Source organism: Pseudomonas costantinii (assembly GCF_001870435.1).
GTDB lineage: Bacteria > Pseudomonadota > Gammaproteobacteria > Pseudomonadales > Pseudomonadaceae > Aquipseudomonas > Aquipseudomonas costantinii.
Genome location: NZ_MDDR01000016.1, coordinates 270,690 through 285,963, shown reverse-complemented (window position 1 = coordinate 285,963; position 15,274 = coordinate 270,690). Strand labels below are relative to the sequence as shown.

Annotated in this window: 14 protein-coding genes; 7 read left to right on the top strand and 7 right to left on the bottom strand. The window is 60.3% G+C overall.

What is annotated here, in order from left to right:
• Window positions 1-13: 13 nt before the first annotated feature.
• Window positions 14-1,231, top strand: coding sequence for a class I SAM-dependent methyltransferase (locus BFL40_RS09760; protein WP_071483773.1), 1,218 nt, complete (start codon window positions 14-16; stop codon window positions 1,229-1,231).
• Between the two features lie 60 nt (window positions 1,232-1,291).
• Here the strand turns inward: BFL40_RS09760 and BFL40_RS09755 are convergent, their stop codons facing one another.
• The 6 genes from BFL40_RS09755 to BFL40_RS09730 all read right to left on the bottom strand — a co-directional run bounded on the left by BFL40_RS09755 (window position 1,292) and on the right by BFL40_RS09730 (window position 8,306).
• A complete protein-coding gene (locus tag BFL40_RS09755; protein WP_071483772.1) occupies window positions 1,292-2,194 on the bottom strand; it encodes a DMT family transporter in 903 nt (300 codons plus the stop codon).
• Window positions 2,195-2,292: 98 nt separating this feature from the next.
• The gene (locus tag BFL40_RS09750; protein WP_071483771.1) at window positions 2,293-4,851 is read right to left on the bottom strand and encodes a TonB-dependent receptor; all 2,559 of its coding nucleotides are present in this window, start codon (window positions 4,849-4,851) and stop codon (window positions 2,293-2,295) included.
• 128 nt (window positions 4,852-4,979) lie between these two features.
• Window positions 4,980-5,948: a FecR family protein gene (locus tag BFL40_RS09745; protein ID WP_071483770.1), complete on the bottom strand. Its 969-nt coding sequence runs from the start codon at window positions 5,946-5,948 to the stop codon at window positions 4,980-4,982.
• Complete coding sequence (locus BFL40_RS09740) at window positions 5,945-6,484, bottom strand: RNA polymerase sigma factor (RefSeq protein WP_071483769.1); 540 nt, start codon at window positions 6,482-6,484, stop codon at window positions 5,945-5,947. The genes BFL40_RS09745 and BFL40_RS09740 overlap by 4 nt, the downstream gene beginning before the upstream one ends.
• A 138-nt stretch (window positions 6,485-6,622) precedes the next feature.
• Entirely contained in the window at window positions 6,623-7,495 is an 873-nt protein-coding gene (locus tag BFL40_RS09735; protein ID WP_071483768.1) for a dihydrodipicolinate synthase family protein, read from the bottom strand.
• A 28-nt stretch (window positions 7,496-7,523) separates the two neighbouring features.
• The gene (locus tag BFL40_RS09730) at window positions 7,524-8,306 is read right to left on the bottom strand and encodes an aldolase (RefSeq protein WP_071483767.1); all 783 of its coding nucleotides are present in this window, start codon (window positions 8,304-8,306) and stop codon (window positions 7,524-7,526) included.
• Window positions 8,307-8,411: 105 nt separating this feature from the next.
• On the opposite strand from BFL40_RS09730, the gene BFL40_RS09725 reads away from it, so the two are divergent.
• Window positions 8,412-8,939 carry a helix-turn-helix domain-containing protein gene (locus BFL40_RS09725; protein ID WP_071483766.1) on the top strand — a complete coding sequence of 176 codons (528 nt, stop codon included), beginning with the start codon at window positions 8,412-8,414 and terminating at the stop codon, window positions 8,937-8,939.
• Between the two features lie 51 nt (window positions 8,940-8,990).
• Here the strand turns inward: BFL40_RS09725 and BFL40_RS09720 are convergent, their stop codons facing one another.
• Complete coding sequence (locus BFL40_RS09720) at window positions 8,991-10,007, bottom strand: DUF4917 family protein (protein ID WP_071483765.1); 1,017 nt, start codon at window positions 10,005-10,007, stop codon at window positions 8,991-8,993.
• 123 nt (window positions 10,008-10,130) lie between these two features.
• On the opposite strand from BFL40_RS09720, the gene yiaY reads away from it, so the two are divergent.
• The 5 genes from yiaY to BFL40_RS09695 all read left to right on the top strand — a co-directional run bounded on the left by yiaY (window position 10,131) and on the right by BFL40_RS09695 (window position 15,234).
• A complete protein-coding gene (gene yiaY / locus BFL40_RS09715; protein WP_071483764.1) occupies window positions 10,131-11,279 on the top strand; it encodes an L-threonine dehydrogenase in 1,149 nt (382 codons plus the stop codon).
• Window positions 11,280-11,387: 108 nt separating this feature from the next.
• The gene (locus tag BFL40_RS09710) at window positions 11,388-12,062 is read left to right on the top strand and encodes an NAD(P)H-binding protein (protein WP_071483763.1); all 675 of its coding nucleotides are present in this window, start codon (window positions 11,388-11,390) and stop codon (window positions 12,060-12,062) included.
• On the top strand, window positions 12,062-12,991 hold the full coding sequence (locus tag BFL40_RS09705) for a LysR family transcriptional regulator (RefSeq protein WP_071483762.1): 930 nt from the start codon (window positions 12,062-12,064) through the stop codon (window positions 12,989-12,991). Before BFL40_RS09710 ends, BFL40_RS09705 begins: the two co-directional genes overlap by 1 nt.
• Before the next feature lie 111 nt (window positions 12,992-13,102).
• Window positions 13,103-14,296, top strand: coding sequence for a CaiB/BaiF CoA transferase family protein (locus BFL40_RS09700; protein ID WP_071483761.1), 1,194 nt, complete (start codon window positions 13,103-13,105; stop codon window positions 14,294-14,296).
• On the top strand, window positions 14,293-15,234 hold the full coding sequence (locus tag BFL40_RS09695; RefSeq protein WP_071483760.1) for a hydroxymethylglutaryl-CoA lyase: 942 nt from the start codon (window positions 14,293-14,295) through the stop codon (window positions 15,232-15,234). Before BFL40_RS09700 ends, BFL40_RS09695 begins: the two co-directional genes overlap by 4 nt.
• Window positions 15,235-15,274 lie beyond the last annotated feature (40 nt).

The window sequence follows — 15,274 nt, the reverse complement described above, 5'->3', positions numbered from 1 at the left end:
GGCGTTTTTGTTCATGTCCGTCACCGCTCAACCTGCCAGCCCTGCGCCGGATCATCACGCCCAGTTCATCGAACTGCTGAGCGCAAGCCTTGCGCAGAACGCCTTTATCAAGCTGGTGCTGGCCAAGTACGTGGGTGAGGAAGCCGAGTTGCAGCGGCTGATCATCAAGCAGGTAACGGTCAAGGAGCAGGCTTGCCTGTCCTTCGTCTACCGCTACAAGACCCGTGACATTACCAAAAACTTTCCCCTGGCAGATGGCGTGGCGGCGATTGCCGAGATGCTGCCGGCCTCGTTCAAGAACGCGCACTTGCTGTCGCTGACCGACGAAGCCCAGTTGGAATACAGCAAGAAGAACAAAAGCTCGCTGTTCAAAAGCAAGCCACAGCAACTGCGCGAAGCACCTTCGGCCGAGCACAACCGTGAGAAGAATCGCTTTCTCGACCTGAGTCGACCGTTTCTCGCCGACCTGGGTGTGACCGACGCCAAGCAGGCGCTGATCCCGTCGATGTCGCGCAAGTGGAAGCAGATCAACAAGTTCATCGAAGTGTTCAGCCATGCGCTGACCTCGTCGCCGTTGAAGCTGGACCAACCGGTACGCGTCGCCGACTTTGGTTCGGGCAAGGGCTACCTGACCTTCGCCATCCACGACTACCTGCGCAATACCCTCAAGGCTGAGGGTGAAGTGACCGGCGTTGAGCTGCGCGAAGACATGGTGACCCTGTGCAACAGCGCCGCCGCCCGCCTGGAGCACCCAGGGCTGGTGTTCAAGTGTGGCGATGTGCGCAGCGTAGCGCCGAGCGAATTGGACGTGATGATTGCCTTGCATGCCTGCGACATCGCCACTGACTACGCGATCCATACCGGCATCCGCTCCGGCGCGTCGATCATCATGTGCTCGCCGTGCTGCCACAAACAGATTCGCCTGCAAATCCAGAGCCCGGTGCTACTCAAGCCGATGCTGCAATACGGCCTGCACCTGGGCCAGCAGGCGGAAATGGTCACCGACAGCCTGCGCGCGTTGTTTCTCGAAGCCTGCGGTTATGAGACCAAGGTGTTCGAGTTCATCTCACTGGAACACACCAACAAGAACAAGATGATCCTCGCGGTCAAGCGCGCCGAACCTTTGGACAATGCGCAGTTGCTGGAGAAAATCCAGGAGCTGAAGGCGTTCTACCACATCACCGAGCACTGCCTGGAAACCCTGTTGCGGGCGGATGGCTACTTGAAGTAAACCCTCCGTAGCAGCTGTCGAGCCTTGGCGAGGCTGCGTAGCGGTGTACCAGACACACCGCTACGCGGAAGGTGCCGGTTTTATCACGGGTGCAGGTTGCACCGCCGTCTTGCGCCCCAGCATCACCGTCACGATCACACCACACGCAAACAACCATGTAATCGGCTCGATATGTTCACCAAAGAACAACGCCGAAAACGCGATGGTGAAGAAAATCTGCAACAGCTGAATCTGGCTGACCCGGGCAATGCCGCCCATGGCCAACCCGGCGTACCAGGCGAAGAAGCCCAGGAACTGTGAGAACAGCGACACGTAGCCAAATGCCCACCAGGTGCGCATGGAAATCACGCCTTGATGCTGCGCGGCGAGGTACCACACCGGGCCGATCAACACCGGCGTCGACAGCACCAGCGCCCAGCAGATTACCTGCCAGCCGCCCATCTCTTTGGCCAACCGGCCCCCTTCTGCATAGCCCAGGCCACCCACGGCAATCGCGCCGAGCATCAACAAATCGCCCGCCTGAATACTGCCGGCACCGGTGATCAACGCATAACTCAACACCAACGCACTGCCCAGCGCGGCGCAGGCCCAGAAGGCTTTCGATGGCCGCTCGTGGGATAACCACGCCGCATACAACGCCACGCACAGCGGTTGCAGACCGTTGACCAGCGCGCCATGGGACGCCGGCAAGGTTTGCATGGCCCAGGCCGACAGTACCGGGAAACCAAGGATCACACCGGCGATGACCAGGCATAACCCGCGTACCTGACGCCAAGTCGGCCAGCGCTCTCGGCGCCACAGCAACAGTGCCGCCGCCGGGACCGCCGCGAACAACGCACGGCCCAGGCCGTTGAGCAGTGGATGGATTTCCTGTACCACGATGCGGGTGAAGGGCAGGGTCAGGCTGAAGATGATGACGCCCAGCAGGCCGAGGGCCATGCCGGTGTTTTCGCGCGAGCTCATGATTGGGACCAAAATCTAGAGGGCTTCAAGGGAAGCCCATCTAGCCATAACCCTCGCCAATCAAGGGCCTACAGCTGGGCGCGGATTTATCCGTACAGTTAGAAGAACCGCGTCACGCTGATCTTCGCATCACGGCCTTTGGTGTAGGCGCGGTCGCCGCTCAAGGCCGGACGGAAGTTGCTGTTGAACAGGTTGTCCACGGTGAAGTTCACTTCGGTGCCTTTCAGGTAGGCCTGTTGCGGTTTCCATTTGGCGAACAGGCCCTGGGTGTTGTAGCGCTTGTTGCCGTATTGGTCGTAGAACAGGTCGCCCAGACTGCTGCCCGGGCCGCCGGAGTATTGGTCGCTGGGCAGGCGGTCGGTGGCGCCGATGAACTGGCCCATCCAACCCACTTGGGCATCCCACGCGGGAATGTTGGTACCCAAGACCAGCACCCATTTGGTCGGTGGAATATCGCGCGCCGCCACATCCGGCCCCCATGGGTTGGTGTAGGCGCCTTGGTGATCACCCTTGGCGTAGGCGAACGACATCGAACCGAACAGGTAGGTGGAGTTGTAGAACGATTCGAGCTCAAAGCCCTTGATGGTCAGGCCCCCGATGTTGCGGTAATTGGACATCGCTCCCGCTGGGCAGGCGCTGGAGATCGTGCCGCCGTTGATGGCCTGGTTCTGACAGCCGACGCCAGTGGCTTTGAAGATTTCGTCTTCGACTTTGTTATGGAACAGGGTGGTACGTACTTGCAGGTTGTCGTCCCTGGCGATCAGGTTGTCGAAGCTGGTGACACTGCCCACGGTGATCGAGGTGATACGTTCCGGGTCAAGATCGACGCTGGTGGCGGTGCGGCTGCCCAGGCCTTGGACTTCATACTGCTCGTCAATCACAGGCGCGCGCCAGGTCTGGCTCCAATTGGCGAACAGCCCGAGGTTCGGGTTGACGGTCCAGAACACCGCCAGACGCGGCGACCAACCGGTGTAGGTGCGGTCGCTGTAATCGTGCCCGAAGGATGGGGCCGGATTGTTGTAGTACGGCGCATCGTTGCCTTCGCCGCGGTTGCGTACGTGGTCGTAGCGCAGGGATGGGGTGATGGTCACGTCGCCGAGGGTTACTGCATCCTGGATAAAGAAGCTGTTGGTGTCGACTTTGCCGTGGGGCATGAAGCCTGGCTGGAAATGCCCGTAGTTGTAGCGCGCGGTGTTGTAGGTGGCGCCGGGCATCCACATCTCGGTTTCGCGGATGTGCTTGCGGATCTGCCCGCCGAGGGTCAGCGCATGCTGCAAGGGGCCGGTGTCAAACAGGCTGATGTTGCGGATGTCGAGGTTCTTGTCGGTGTAGGCGGTGTCCATCTTGCGCCCGCCAGTGGCCAGCTGGAAAAACGCCGTGGCGTCACGCTCGTCGGTCTGGTCGGTGTTGGACTGGGAATATTTGACGGTCAGGTCCACCAGCGGGTTGTCCAGCGGCTGGTATTCATACTTGCCCGACCAGGTGGTGTCGGTGGTGTCGCGCTGGGCTAAAAAACGTTTCAACGCGCTTTCGTAGCCGTAGCGGTTAATGTTGGCCTGGGTCGGCGGTGTCGGGTAGCTGGCGGCGGAGAAGGGTGTCCAGCGATTACTGTGGGAGCGCAGGTAGGAAAGCCCGACGCTGTGCTCGTCGGTGAGGTGCGCGTTGACCTTGAACAGCTTGCCATCCACATCCTGGGCGCTGTTGGGCAGGCGCTGGGGGTTGATCGGGTACTGGTTGTTTTCGTTGGGCAGCTTGGCGGCCACTTTCATATCGCCGCCGTCACGTTGAGTGAGGTAAGCCAGGGCGTCGAAACGGCCGTCGTCGGTGCGGCCATACACGGCACTGCTGTAGACCTGTTCATGGTCGTTGCTGGAGTAACTGTATTTGAGCATCGCGCCGCTGTTGCGGCCGTCCTGGAGCAGGTCCGGGGCATCTTTGGTGGTCATGTTGACCGTGCCGCCAAACCCCCCGTTGCCGGTGAACGGTGAGTTGGGGCCTTTCTCGACTTCGATACTCTTGATCAATTCAGGTTCGATAAACACCGTGCCTTGTTGATAGCGCTCAAAGCCGCTCTTGGTGGCGCCGTCGACGGTCATCGGCACGTCTTCGGCATCGCCGAAACCGCGGATGTTGATGGTTTGACCGCCGGGTTTCAGCGAGCCGCCCTGGCTGACACCGGGTAGGGTCTGCAATAGGCTGGGGATGTTATTGGACTGGTAGCGGTCGATATCGGTCTGGCTCAGGGTTGAGCGGCCGACGGTGCTGGAATTGACCTCGGTACCGGTGCCGATCACGCTGAGGGTGTCCAGCTGGATTGCGCCACTGTTAGTGGTCTTGCCTTCGTCGGGGCGTACCACATATGTCGTGCCGACCTTGATCAGGGTGAATTCACCCTTTTTTAGCAGGGTACGAATGGCCACTTCCGGAGTGAATTCGCCGTTGAGCGCTGGTGCCTGCACATGCTTGAGCAGCGCTTCATCGAACAGCAGCTGGATTTTCGCCTGCTGCGCTACCTGGCTAAGGGACGTGGCCAGTGGTTGGGCGGGCAGTTGCAGCTTGAACGACTCGGCCTGGGCACTGAGGCTGAACGCCATGCAACTGGCAATAAGGGTCGGTCGAAGAAACAGGTGCGAAGCGTGGCAAGGCGCGCGAAACATGAGATCCCCCGGTGCGGCTAAATAGCCAAAAAGGTGTGCGTATCAAACGCAGACGGGAGGAAGACGGGGCAGGTAAAAAAATCCACACATGCGAATGCAAAATATTCTCAAGTGTGGTTTTTTTGACCCTACTTGCGTGGTTCGATTCTCACGATGCCATCGGCTGAGGTTACGGTTTTCACCGGCAGCAGGGCGGGTAGGGCATTGAGCAGGGCATCTGGGTCATTCACATCCAGATTGCCTGAGACCTTCAGTTGCGCCACGGCGCGACTGACCTGCAACGGTGCCTGGGGACGGTAGAGGCTCAGTTCATCGATCAGGCTGGCCAACTCGCGATCGCGAAATGACAGGTGCCCGCTGCGCCAATCGGCCACCTCCTCAGCGGTGAGCGGCTGCTGCTGCAAGGTGCCCTTGGCGTAGCTGTAGATGGCGCGTTGCCGGGCGCCGAGCAAGGCCACCGGAGTTTTGGCGTCGGGCTCGAACGCCACTTGGCCATGTGCGACGCTGACCACCAGTTGCTGCTGGCTGCGCCGTACATCGAAACCGGTGCCAACCACCCGCACGTTCGCCTCGCCGGCTTGCACGTATAGCGGCCGTTCCTTGTCGGCGGCGACCTCGATGTACAACTGGCCCTTGTCCAGATGAACGATGCGTTGATGGGCGGTGAAATCCACCCGCAGGCGCGTGTTGGCATTCACATACAACGTGCTGCCATCCGGTAGGTGCAGGGTGCGCATACCTTTGGCATGGGCCGCAACCTGGGTGTGGTAGAGCTCGCGGGGCGCACCGATCTGTATCGTCAGCACCGCGCAGATCAAGGCGGCTGCCACCGCCAGGGCTGGGCGCCAGATCGACGGTTTGCGCTTGGGCAGCGCCACGGTTTTTTTCAGTTGCTGCAGTTGGGCAAGGTCCGCCCACAGTTGTTCGAACTCGGCATAGGCACGGGCATGGGCCGGCTCGGCCTGCCAGGCGGCAAAGGCCTTGCGGTCGGCGCGCGCAGCAAGGTTGCGGTTGCGGGCAAACCAGCTGGCGGCTTGGGCATCGATGGAGTCGCTCGCCTCGATATCCAGGGCGTCGATGTCGCTCAGGCGGTTCATTCTGGCTGCTCCGTGCCGGGTTCGTGTTGAAGGCGTCGCTTGCAATGCAGCAAGGCAAAAGCGATGTGCTTTTCCACCATGCTGGTCGAAATGCCCATGCGCTCGGCGATCTGCGCCTGGCTCAAGCCTTCGAAGCGGTGCAGCATAAGGGCTTCTCGCCTGCGGGGCGAGAGTTCGGCGAGGACTTCTTTCAACTGTTCCAGGCGTTGCAAGCGAAGTGCGGCGACCATGGGGTCGTTTTGCTCGTCGTTGGCAGGCTCCGCGTCCCTTTCGGCCTGATCTGCGTGGGCGGTCTGCCGTACCTTCTGTTTGCGCCAGTGATCACGCAGCAGGTTGCGCGCCATCTGGAACAGAAACGCCCGTGGCTGCTCGACCTTGGCCCTGTCGCGGTAGTCCAGCCATTGGGTAAAGACATCCTGGGCCATGTCCGCCGCGTCGCTGGCGTTGTCCGTGCGTTTGCGCAGGAAATACAGGATGTCTGCATAAAACCTGCGAAAAGCATCGGCCGACAACGGGTCGGGCTTGGGACGAGACATGGATATCCTTCTTGACGAAGCGCGACGTAGAAAAGTCGCGAATGATATCGAGAATTATTGTCATTTGTCGCTAAATAACGGATGCACTCGCTTAAAATGTGGGAGCAGGCAAGCCAGCTCCCACAGGGGGCTACTGTTTTAGCGCAGCAATGTCTTTAGCTGCTCAATCCCCGCTTCACCCAATGGAAAAACCGGCAGCCGCGGATTACCTGCTTCCAACCCGGTCAAGCGCAATCCTGCCTTGATCGTCGCTGGTAAACCGCCCTTGAGGATGAATTCCAGCAACGGCAATTGGCGATAGAACAACTCACGCGCTCTTGTCAGGTCATTGGCCAACACTGCGTCATACAACTCCAGATTGAGCTGCGGGATGAGGTTCGGCGCCGCTGTGCACCAACCCTTGGCACCCGCAGCAAACGCTTCCAGAGCCAGCGGATTGCAACCGTTGTAGAACGGCACATCGCTGTGGCGATGCAACTGGTGCATGCGCTGAATATCCCCGGTGCTTTCCTTGACCATCGTCACGTTGGCGACCTGTTTGACGATGCGCAGAATCAACTCCACCGACATGTCCGTGCCGCTGGTGGCCGGGTTGTTGTAGAGCATGATCGGCACGCCGACGCTGTCGCCAATCGCGGCATAGTGGGCGAGGATTTCCGCTTCGCTGAGTTTCCAGTACGAGGCCGGCAGCACCATTACCACATCGGCACCATTGGCTTCGGCGTAACGGGCACGGCGCACAGCCTTTGCGGTGGTCAGGTCAGACACACTGACGATGGTCGGCACGCGCCTGGCGATTTTTGCAAGGCTGTAGGCGCTGACCTCATCCCACTCAGCATCGCTCAAATAAGCGCCTTCGCCAGTGCTGCCCAGCGGTGCGATGGCGTGCACGCCACCGTCGATCAAACGGTCGATGGAGCGGCCCAGTGCATCGAGGTCAATGTGCTGGCCGTCGGCGCTGAATGGGGTGATGGTGTAGCCGATGATGCCGTGAATAGTTGGGTTGGGCATGGAAAGTCTCCGGTCGAAAAAAAGGCAATCAGTTCAGGCAATCGGCGTGTTTGCGCAGGTTCTGCCGAGCGTAGTAATTGAACGCGGCACCATGGCGCTTGGGCTTGGAGATCCAGTCATGGGCCTCGCGTCCTAGCGCCGGCAGAATCGGCTTGATCGTGCCCGCCGCCATCGCCAGCAACTGCAACTTGGCCGCACGCTCGATCAACTGTGCGATCACGCAGGCTTCTTCGATGCTCGCACCGGTGGACAGCTGGCCGTGGTGCGAGAGCAGAATCGCGCGCTTGTCGCCCAGCGCCGAAGTGATGATTTCCCCTTCTTCATTGCCCACCGGCACGCCCGGCCAGGCTTCCAGGAAAGCGCAGTCTTCGTACAACGGGCAGAGGTCCATATGAGACACCTGCAGCGGGACTTCCAGCATCGACAGTGCGGCGATGTGCGTCGGGTGCGTATGGATGATGCAGTTCACATCCGGCCGCCCGCGGTACACCCAGGTGTGAAAACGATTGGCCGGGTTGGGAATACCGTGGCCTTCCAACACTTCAAGATCCTCATTCACCAGCAACAGATTGCTGGCAGTGATCTCATCAAACCCCAGGCCCAGTTGCTGAGTGTAATAGGTACCAGGCTTCGGCCCACGCGCGGTGATCTGCCCGGCCAGGCCGGAGTCGTGGCCGTGTTCGAATAGAATGCGGCAGGTGAGGGCCAGCTTTTGCCGGTCGGTCCACGTATTATCCGCCAGGGTGTTTTGCATCTGGATCAGCGCTTGCTTGACCAGTTGGTCTTTCGGGAGTGCTAATGTCTTGGCCATATCGGGTGCCCTTGGTGAGTGCAAATGACACCAATGATGCTATATGACACTTTGTGTCATTGGCAAGCACGGCTCATCGTTTTCTGCATGGATTAACCGCAGCACATGTCTATCCGTTTGAAATTATTGAGAAAAAAACTTGGCGTGACCCTGGAAACCCTGGCCGAAAAGTCCGGAATGACCAAGAGTTACCTGTCCAAGGTCGAACGTGGGCTCAATACGCCGTCGATTGCCGCCGCGCTGAAACTGGCCAAGGCGTTGAACGTGAAGGTCGAAGAGCTTTTCAGCGAAGACAGCGTCAGCCTCGACAGCTACAGCCTGGTACGCAGCCATGAGCGGCCGGACACCTCGCCAGGTTATGCGGTGCTGGCCCATCAAGTCAGCGAACGCAGCCTGCTGCCGTTCATCATCTACCCGCCGGCGGAGTTCACCGATAAGACCTTCAAGGAACACATGGGGGAAGAGTTTTTGTTCGTGCATGAAGGCCAGGTGGAAGTGGACTTCATGAACGAACGGGTGATTCTGGAGCGGGGTGACGCGCTGCACTTCAATGCGCAGAAACCCCATAGGCTTCGTTCGGTGGGGCCGGTTCAGGCGCAGTTGCTGGTGGTCGTACACAGCTCGGAAGAGTGACCGAGATGGGAGCTTGAAAAGCTCCCACAGTTGATCTCCACTTTCAGGAAGTCAGCGTTCGACCGGTACGGACAGTGCCGAATTACCCAGCGGATGCGTGCGCGCCGCAAAGAATTTCAATTTCACCCCCATGCCATCAAACAGCTCCGAATACCGGCGCTTCTGCTGGCGAATAAACCCGTCACTGCGCCCCGATACCGAGATCGCCAGGGTCGTCAGTCTGGCCTGGCGAATCGCATCCGCCAGGTGTTTATCCTGCGGCCCCAAGTCATGGCCGAAGATGCACAGCGCCCCTTCATGGCTGAGTAGCTGTGCATAGCAAAACGACAAATAATCCGAACTGCGGATGGTCTTGAGCTTTTCTTCCACCTTGCCTTCGCTGACAAACAACGGCACATCGTCCAGGGTCTTGATGGTGTTGTTGATCGCAAAACTGCTGAGCAGCGTGCTGTCGGTGGACGGTAGTTTGCGCGCCGTACCGTCGAGGTTGCGCACCAGGTGCAGGCCTCCGTGCAGGTAGAGGATGCGCGTGGCATCGGTGCGGGTATTGCGCAGATCGAAGCTGGCGTCGGCGCTGCGGAACAGGTCGTCGATGCCCGGGGTGTGCAGGATCGCCCAGTAGTTGAGCAAATCGTAGTTGCTGGTGAACACCGTGGAATAGTGGGCCAGCTCCGCGTTGATCGTCGCCAGCGTTGACGGCTGCACCAGGCGCCACGGGATGTGCACGCCGTGGATGGTATTGATCAACGCTTCCTTGATCGCGTAGTAGCGGTTGCGCGGCGCCGCCGAGCTGACCGCCAGCGCCTTGTTGACCCGGCTGGTGGTTTTCAGCGCGCCCAGCGCCTGCTCGAAACTGCGGGTTTGCAGGGCGTCGAATACGCTCAACTCGGATTGGCTCAGAGGCTTTTCTTCGACGGTGCGGGCGTTTTCGAACAGCGAGTCGTAGGCAAAGTCTTCCCAAATCGCCCGGCTGGCACCGTTGCCGATCAGAATCCCGTTGAAGGCCGTGCTGCTGCGCAGTGCGCTCCAGTCTTCAAGGTGGGCGTCAATATCCTGGAAATCCTTCATTGCGGCGGGTCTACTCGAAATCGGCGGGAGCGTGACTTTATCACGAGCGGGTATTGATCCTGATCAAGATGCGCCGCGCGGCACAGGTTGATCCTGTAGGCATAACGCCTCTGAGGATTCGCCATGAGCAGCACTTTCTTCATCCCCGCCGTCAACATCATGGGCACCGACTGCCTAGACGAAGCCATGACCGCCATTCGCAACTACGGCTTTCGCAAGGCGCTGATCGTCACCGACGTAGGCCTTGCCAAGGCAGGCGTGGCAAGCATGATCGCCGAGAAGCTGGCGATGCAGGATATTGATTCGGTGATCTACGACGGTGCCAAGCCCAACCCCAACGTGGAGAACGTCGAGAAAGGCCTGGCCCTGTTGCAGCAGAGCGCGTGTGATTTCGTGGTGTCCCTGGGCGGCGGCTCGCCCCATGACTGTGCCAAGGGCATCGCCTTGTGCGCTACCAATGGTGGGCATATCGGCGACTACGAAGGCGTCGACCAGTCGACCAAGCCGCAACTGCCGCTGGTGGCCATCAATACCACCGCCGGTACCGCCAGCGAGATGACCCGCTTTTGCATCATCACCGATGAAACCCGTCACGTGAAAATGGCCATCGTCGACCGCAACGTCACGCCGCTGTTGTCGGTTAACGACCCAGCGCTGATGGTCGGCATGCCCAAGGGCCTCACCGCCGCCACCGGCATGGATGCCCTGACCCACGCCATCGAAGCCTATGTCTCCACGGCTGCTACGCCGATCACCGACGCGTGTGCGATCAAGGCCATCGAATTGATCAGCGCCAACCTGCGCCTGGCAGTGCGGGACGGCAGCGACAAGGTGGCACGGGAAAACATGGCGTATGCGCAGTTCCTCGCCGGTATGGCGTTCAACAATGCGTCCCTCGGATTTGTGCACGCCATGGCGCACCAGTTGGGTGGCCTCTACGACTTGCCTCATGGCGTGTGCAACGCGGTGTTGTTGCCCCATGTGCAAAGCTTTAACGCCAGTGTCAGCGCCAAGCGCTTGAGCGACGTGGCTCACGCGTTGGGCGCCGAGGTCAAAGGGATTACCCCGGAAGAGGGCGCCCAAGCCGCCATTGCTGCCATTCGCACGTTGTCCCAGGACGTTGAGATCCCGGCCGGCCTGCGCGAGCTGGGTGCCAAGCTGCAGGATATTCCGCTGCTGGCCACTAACGCGTTGAAGGATGCGTGTGGGTTAACTAACCCACGGCGGGCTGATCAGCGTCAGATTGAAGAGATCTTTCGTAGCGCGTTCTGACGGGGCAGTCGCTCGCTGCAAGCGTTAAGCTACAAGCTGCTAAGGTGTGAGTCTCGCACTGCATTCAACTTGAGCATGAAGCTTGCGGCTTGCCGCTGAGGTCCCCTTATGAGAGTTCTGCTATTCGGCGCCACCGGTATGGTCGGCCAAGGCGTGCTGCGCGAGTGCCTGCTGGCCGCTGACGTTCAGGAAGTCGTCGCCGTCGGCCGCACGCCCTTGACCCAGGAACACGACAAACTGCACCAGGTGCTGCACAGCGACATGCTGGATTTCCAACCGCTGGAAAACTTGCTGCAAGGCTTTGATGCGTGCTTCTTCTGCCTTGGCGTCTCGTCGGCGGGCATGAATGAAACCCAGTACACCCACCTCACTTATGACCTGACCCTGGTCGCCGCCAGCACCCTGGCGCGACTCAATCCGCAGATGACGTTTATCTACGTATCCGGCACCGGCACCGACAGCTCCGAGGCGGGCAAGTCGATGTGGGCACGGGTCAAGGGCAAGACTGAAAACGCCTTGCTGCGCCTGCCGTTCAAGGCGGTGTATCTGTTTCGACCCGGGGTGATTCAGCCGTTGCATGGCGTACGCTCGAAGACGCCGCTGTACCAATCTTTCTATACCGTGCTCGGGCCGTTGCTCTCGTTTGTGCGTCGAGTAAAACCCAGCTGGGTGGTGAGCACCGAGACCGTCGGCCAGGCGATGTTGGCGGCGGTGCGCCATGGCGCACCGCACGCGGTGGTAGAGCAGGCAGAGATCAATCGCTTGGCCAGCGAGCGCCGCTGATGTTGCACAAGAGCCTGGTGCGTCGCCTTGATTTGATCACCTTGCAGTTGTTCGTCGCGGTGTTTGAGGAGGGCACGTTGACCCGTGCAGCTGCCCGTGAAGCGATTGCGGTATCGGCGGCCAGCAAGCGCCTGATGGAGCTGGAACAGGTGCTGGGCGTAAGCCTGTTCGTGCGCCGGGCCAAGGGCATGGACCTGACCGCGGCGGGTGAAACGCTGCTGCACCATGCGCGACAGATGTTGTTCAACGTCGAAAAAATGGGCCTGGAACTGGGCGAACACAGCCATGGTGTGCGTGGTTATGTGCGGATGTTGGCCAATCTGTCGGCGATCATTCAGTTCCTTCCTGAAGACCTGCGGGATTTTTCCGAGTTGCACCCCGAGGTGAAAACCGATCTGGAGGAGCGCCCCAGCAATGGTGTAGTGCAGGGCGTGCTGGATGGGGTGGCAGACCTGGGAATCTGCTCCAGCGACACCGACACCAAAGGCCTGCCCAGCGTGACCTATCGTCTCGACAAATTGGTGGTGTTGATGCCCGCAGATCACCCATTGGCGGCGCGCAAAACCCTGGCATTCGCCGAAACCCTGGGCAGCGATTACGTTGGCCTGCACTCCGCCAGTTCCATCAATATGCGTACCCACGCCGCGGCGCGTGAGGCGGGCAAAGTGCTGCGCCTGCGTATTCATGTGCCGGGGTTTGATGCGATGTGCCGGATGGTCCAGGCAAATATGGGCATCGGTATCCTGCCGCAAAAAGCCTACGATTTGTTTGGTCGGGCGTTGGGCCTGCATGCCGTTCCGCTGACGGATGCCTGGTCGGATCGCAGCTTGATCCTGGTGGTGCGCGATGAGGCGCAGTTGTCGCCGGTCAGTCGGCTGCTGTTTGACTACTTGCGCGGCAGCGCTGAGTCAGACGGCTCTTACAGGTAATTCCATTGTCGTTCGCATTTCGCGAACGCTCCTTGCCAACTGACGGTTGGATTTCCCCCGCTGCTGTCCTCTAGCCTTGGCGCCACATTCCAAGAATAAGAGGTACACCCCATGACGGCTCCCCTGAGCGGTATCAAGGTGATCGAGATCGGCACCCTGATTGCCGCGCCGTTCGCCGCGCGGCTGATGGCCGAGTTTGGCGCCGAGGTGATCAAGATCGAAGCCATGGGGCAGGGCGATCCGCTTCGCAAATGGCGAAAGCTGCACGAAGGCACATCGCTGTGGTGGTACCTGCAATCGCGCAACAAGAAGTCCCTGGCCCTGGACCTCAAGTCCAGTGAAGGGCTGGACCTTATCAAGCAACTGCTTGGCGACGCCGACGTACTGATTGAAAACTTGCGCCCCGGCGGCCTGGAAAAACTCGGTCTGGGCTGGGACGTGTTGCACGCCCTCAACCCCAAGCTGACCCTGGTGCGCATCTCCGGCTACGGTCAGACCGGCCCTTACCGCGACCGCCCGGGTTTTGGCGCGATCGGCGAGGCCATGGGCGGTATTCGCTACACCACCGGCAACCCCGACTCGCCACCGGCGCGAGTGGGCGTGAGCCTCGGCGATTCACTCGCGTCCCTGCACGGCGTGATCGGTGCGCTGATGTCGCTGCTACGGGTCAAGACCGGCCAGGGCGACGGGCAGATTGTCGATGTGTCCCTGGCCGAAAGCGTGTTCAACCTGATGGAAAGCCTGGTGCCGGAGTACGACATGCTCGGCCATGTGCGCGAACGCAGTGGCGGCGCCTTGCCGGGTATCGCACCGTCCAACACCTACCTGACCGCCGACGGCGCTTACGTGGTGATCGCCGGTAACAGTGACCCGATCTACAAGCGCCTGATGATCACAATCGGCCGCGTCGACCTGGCCGAGGCACCTGAGTTCGCCCACAACGATGGTCGTGCGGCAAAAAGTGGTTTGCTCGATGCGGCGATCACCCACTGGACCAGCAGCCTGCCCATCGACCACGTACTCAGTGCCCTGGAAGCCGCTGAAGTCCCGGCCGGGCGCATCTACTCCGTGGCTGATATCGTCAGCGACCCGCACTACCAGGCGCGAGATATGTTGCTCAACGTCGAACTGCCCGGTGGTGTTTCGGTGAAGATGCCCGGCATCGTTCCCAAGCTTTCCGAAACCCCCGGCGCGGTGAACTGGCAAGGTCCGACCCTCGGCCAGCACACTGACGACATCCTTGGCAGCCTGGGCCTGACCGGTGCCGATATCCAACGCCTGAAAACCTCGGGAGTGGTGCAATGATCACCGATTATTCCGACCCGCTGATCGTGCAGGAAGTCTCCCCGCGCGATGGCCTGCAAATCGAACCGACCTGGGTCGAGACTGCGGACAAGATAGCGTTGATCGACCAGTTGTCCCTGGCCGGTTTTTCACGGATCGAAGCCGGTTCGTTTGTTTCGCCCAAGGCCATCCCTGCGCTGCGCGATGGCGAGCACGTGTTCCAGGGCATCGAACGCAGACCCGGGGTTATCTACGTGGCGCTGATCCCCAACCTCAAGGGTGCCCAGCGCGCCATCGAGTCCCGGGCCGATGAGCTGAACCTGGTGATGTCCGCGAGCCAGACCCACAACCTGGCCAATATGCGCATGCGTTGCGAAGCGTCGTTGGCCGCTTTCGGCGATATCGTCAGCTTTGCCGCCGACCACCCGGTGCGCCTCAATGGCAGCATCGCCACCACGTTTGGTTGCCCGTTCGAAGGCAAGATCGATGAAGACCGCGTGCTGCAAATTGTCGACGCTTATCAAGCGTTGGGTATCCAGGGCATCAGCCTCGCCGACACCACCGGCATGGCCAATCCGCGCCAGGTGGAGCGCCTGGTCAAGCGCGTGTTGGAGCGAGTACCGGCCAGCGATCTGACCCTGCATTTCCATAACACCCGTGGCCTGGGGTTGTGCAATGTGCTGGCCGCCTACGAAGCCGGTGCCCGTCGGTTTGACGCGGCCCTGGGTGGCCTCGGCGGTTGCCCTTTTGCGCCGGGAGCGTCGGGCAATATTTGCACCGAGGACCTGGTCAACCTGTGCGAGGAGGTCGGCATTCACACCGGTATCGACCTGCCACATCTGCTGCAAATGTCCCGGCGCTTGCCGGCGCTGTTGGGCCATGAATTGCCTGGGCAAGTCGCCAAGGCCGGGCGCAACTGCGACTTGCATTCACCGCCCGAATACATCGCCACGCTGTAACGCCGCACCAGACAACAAAAACAATCGGACGCCTGTGAGC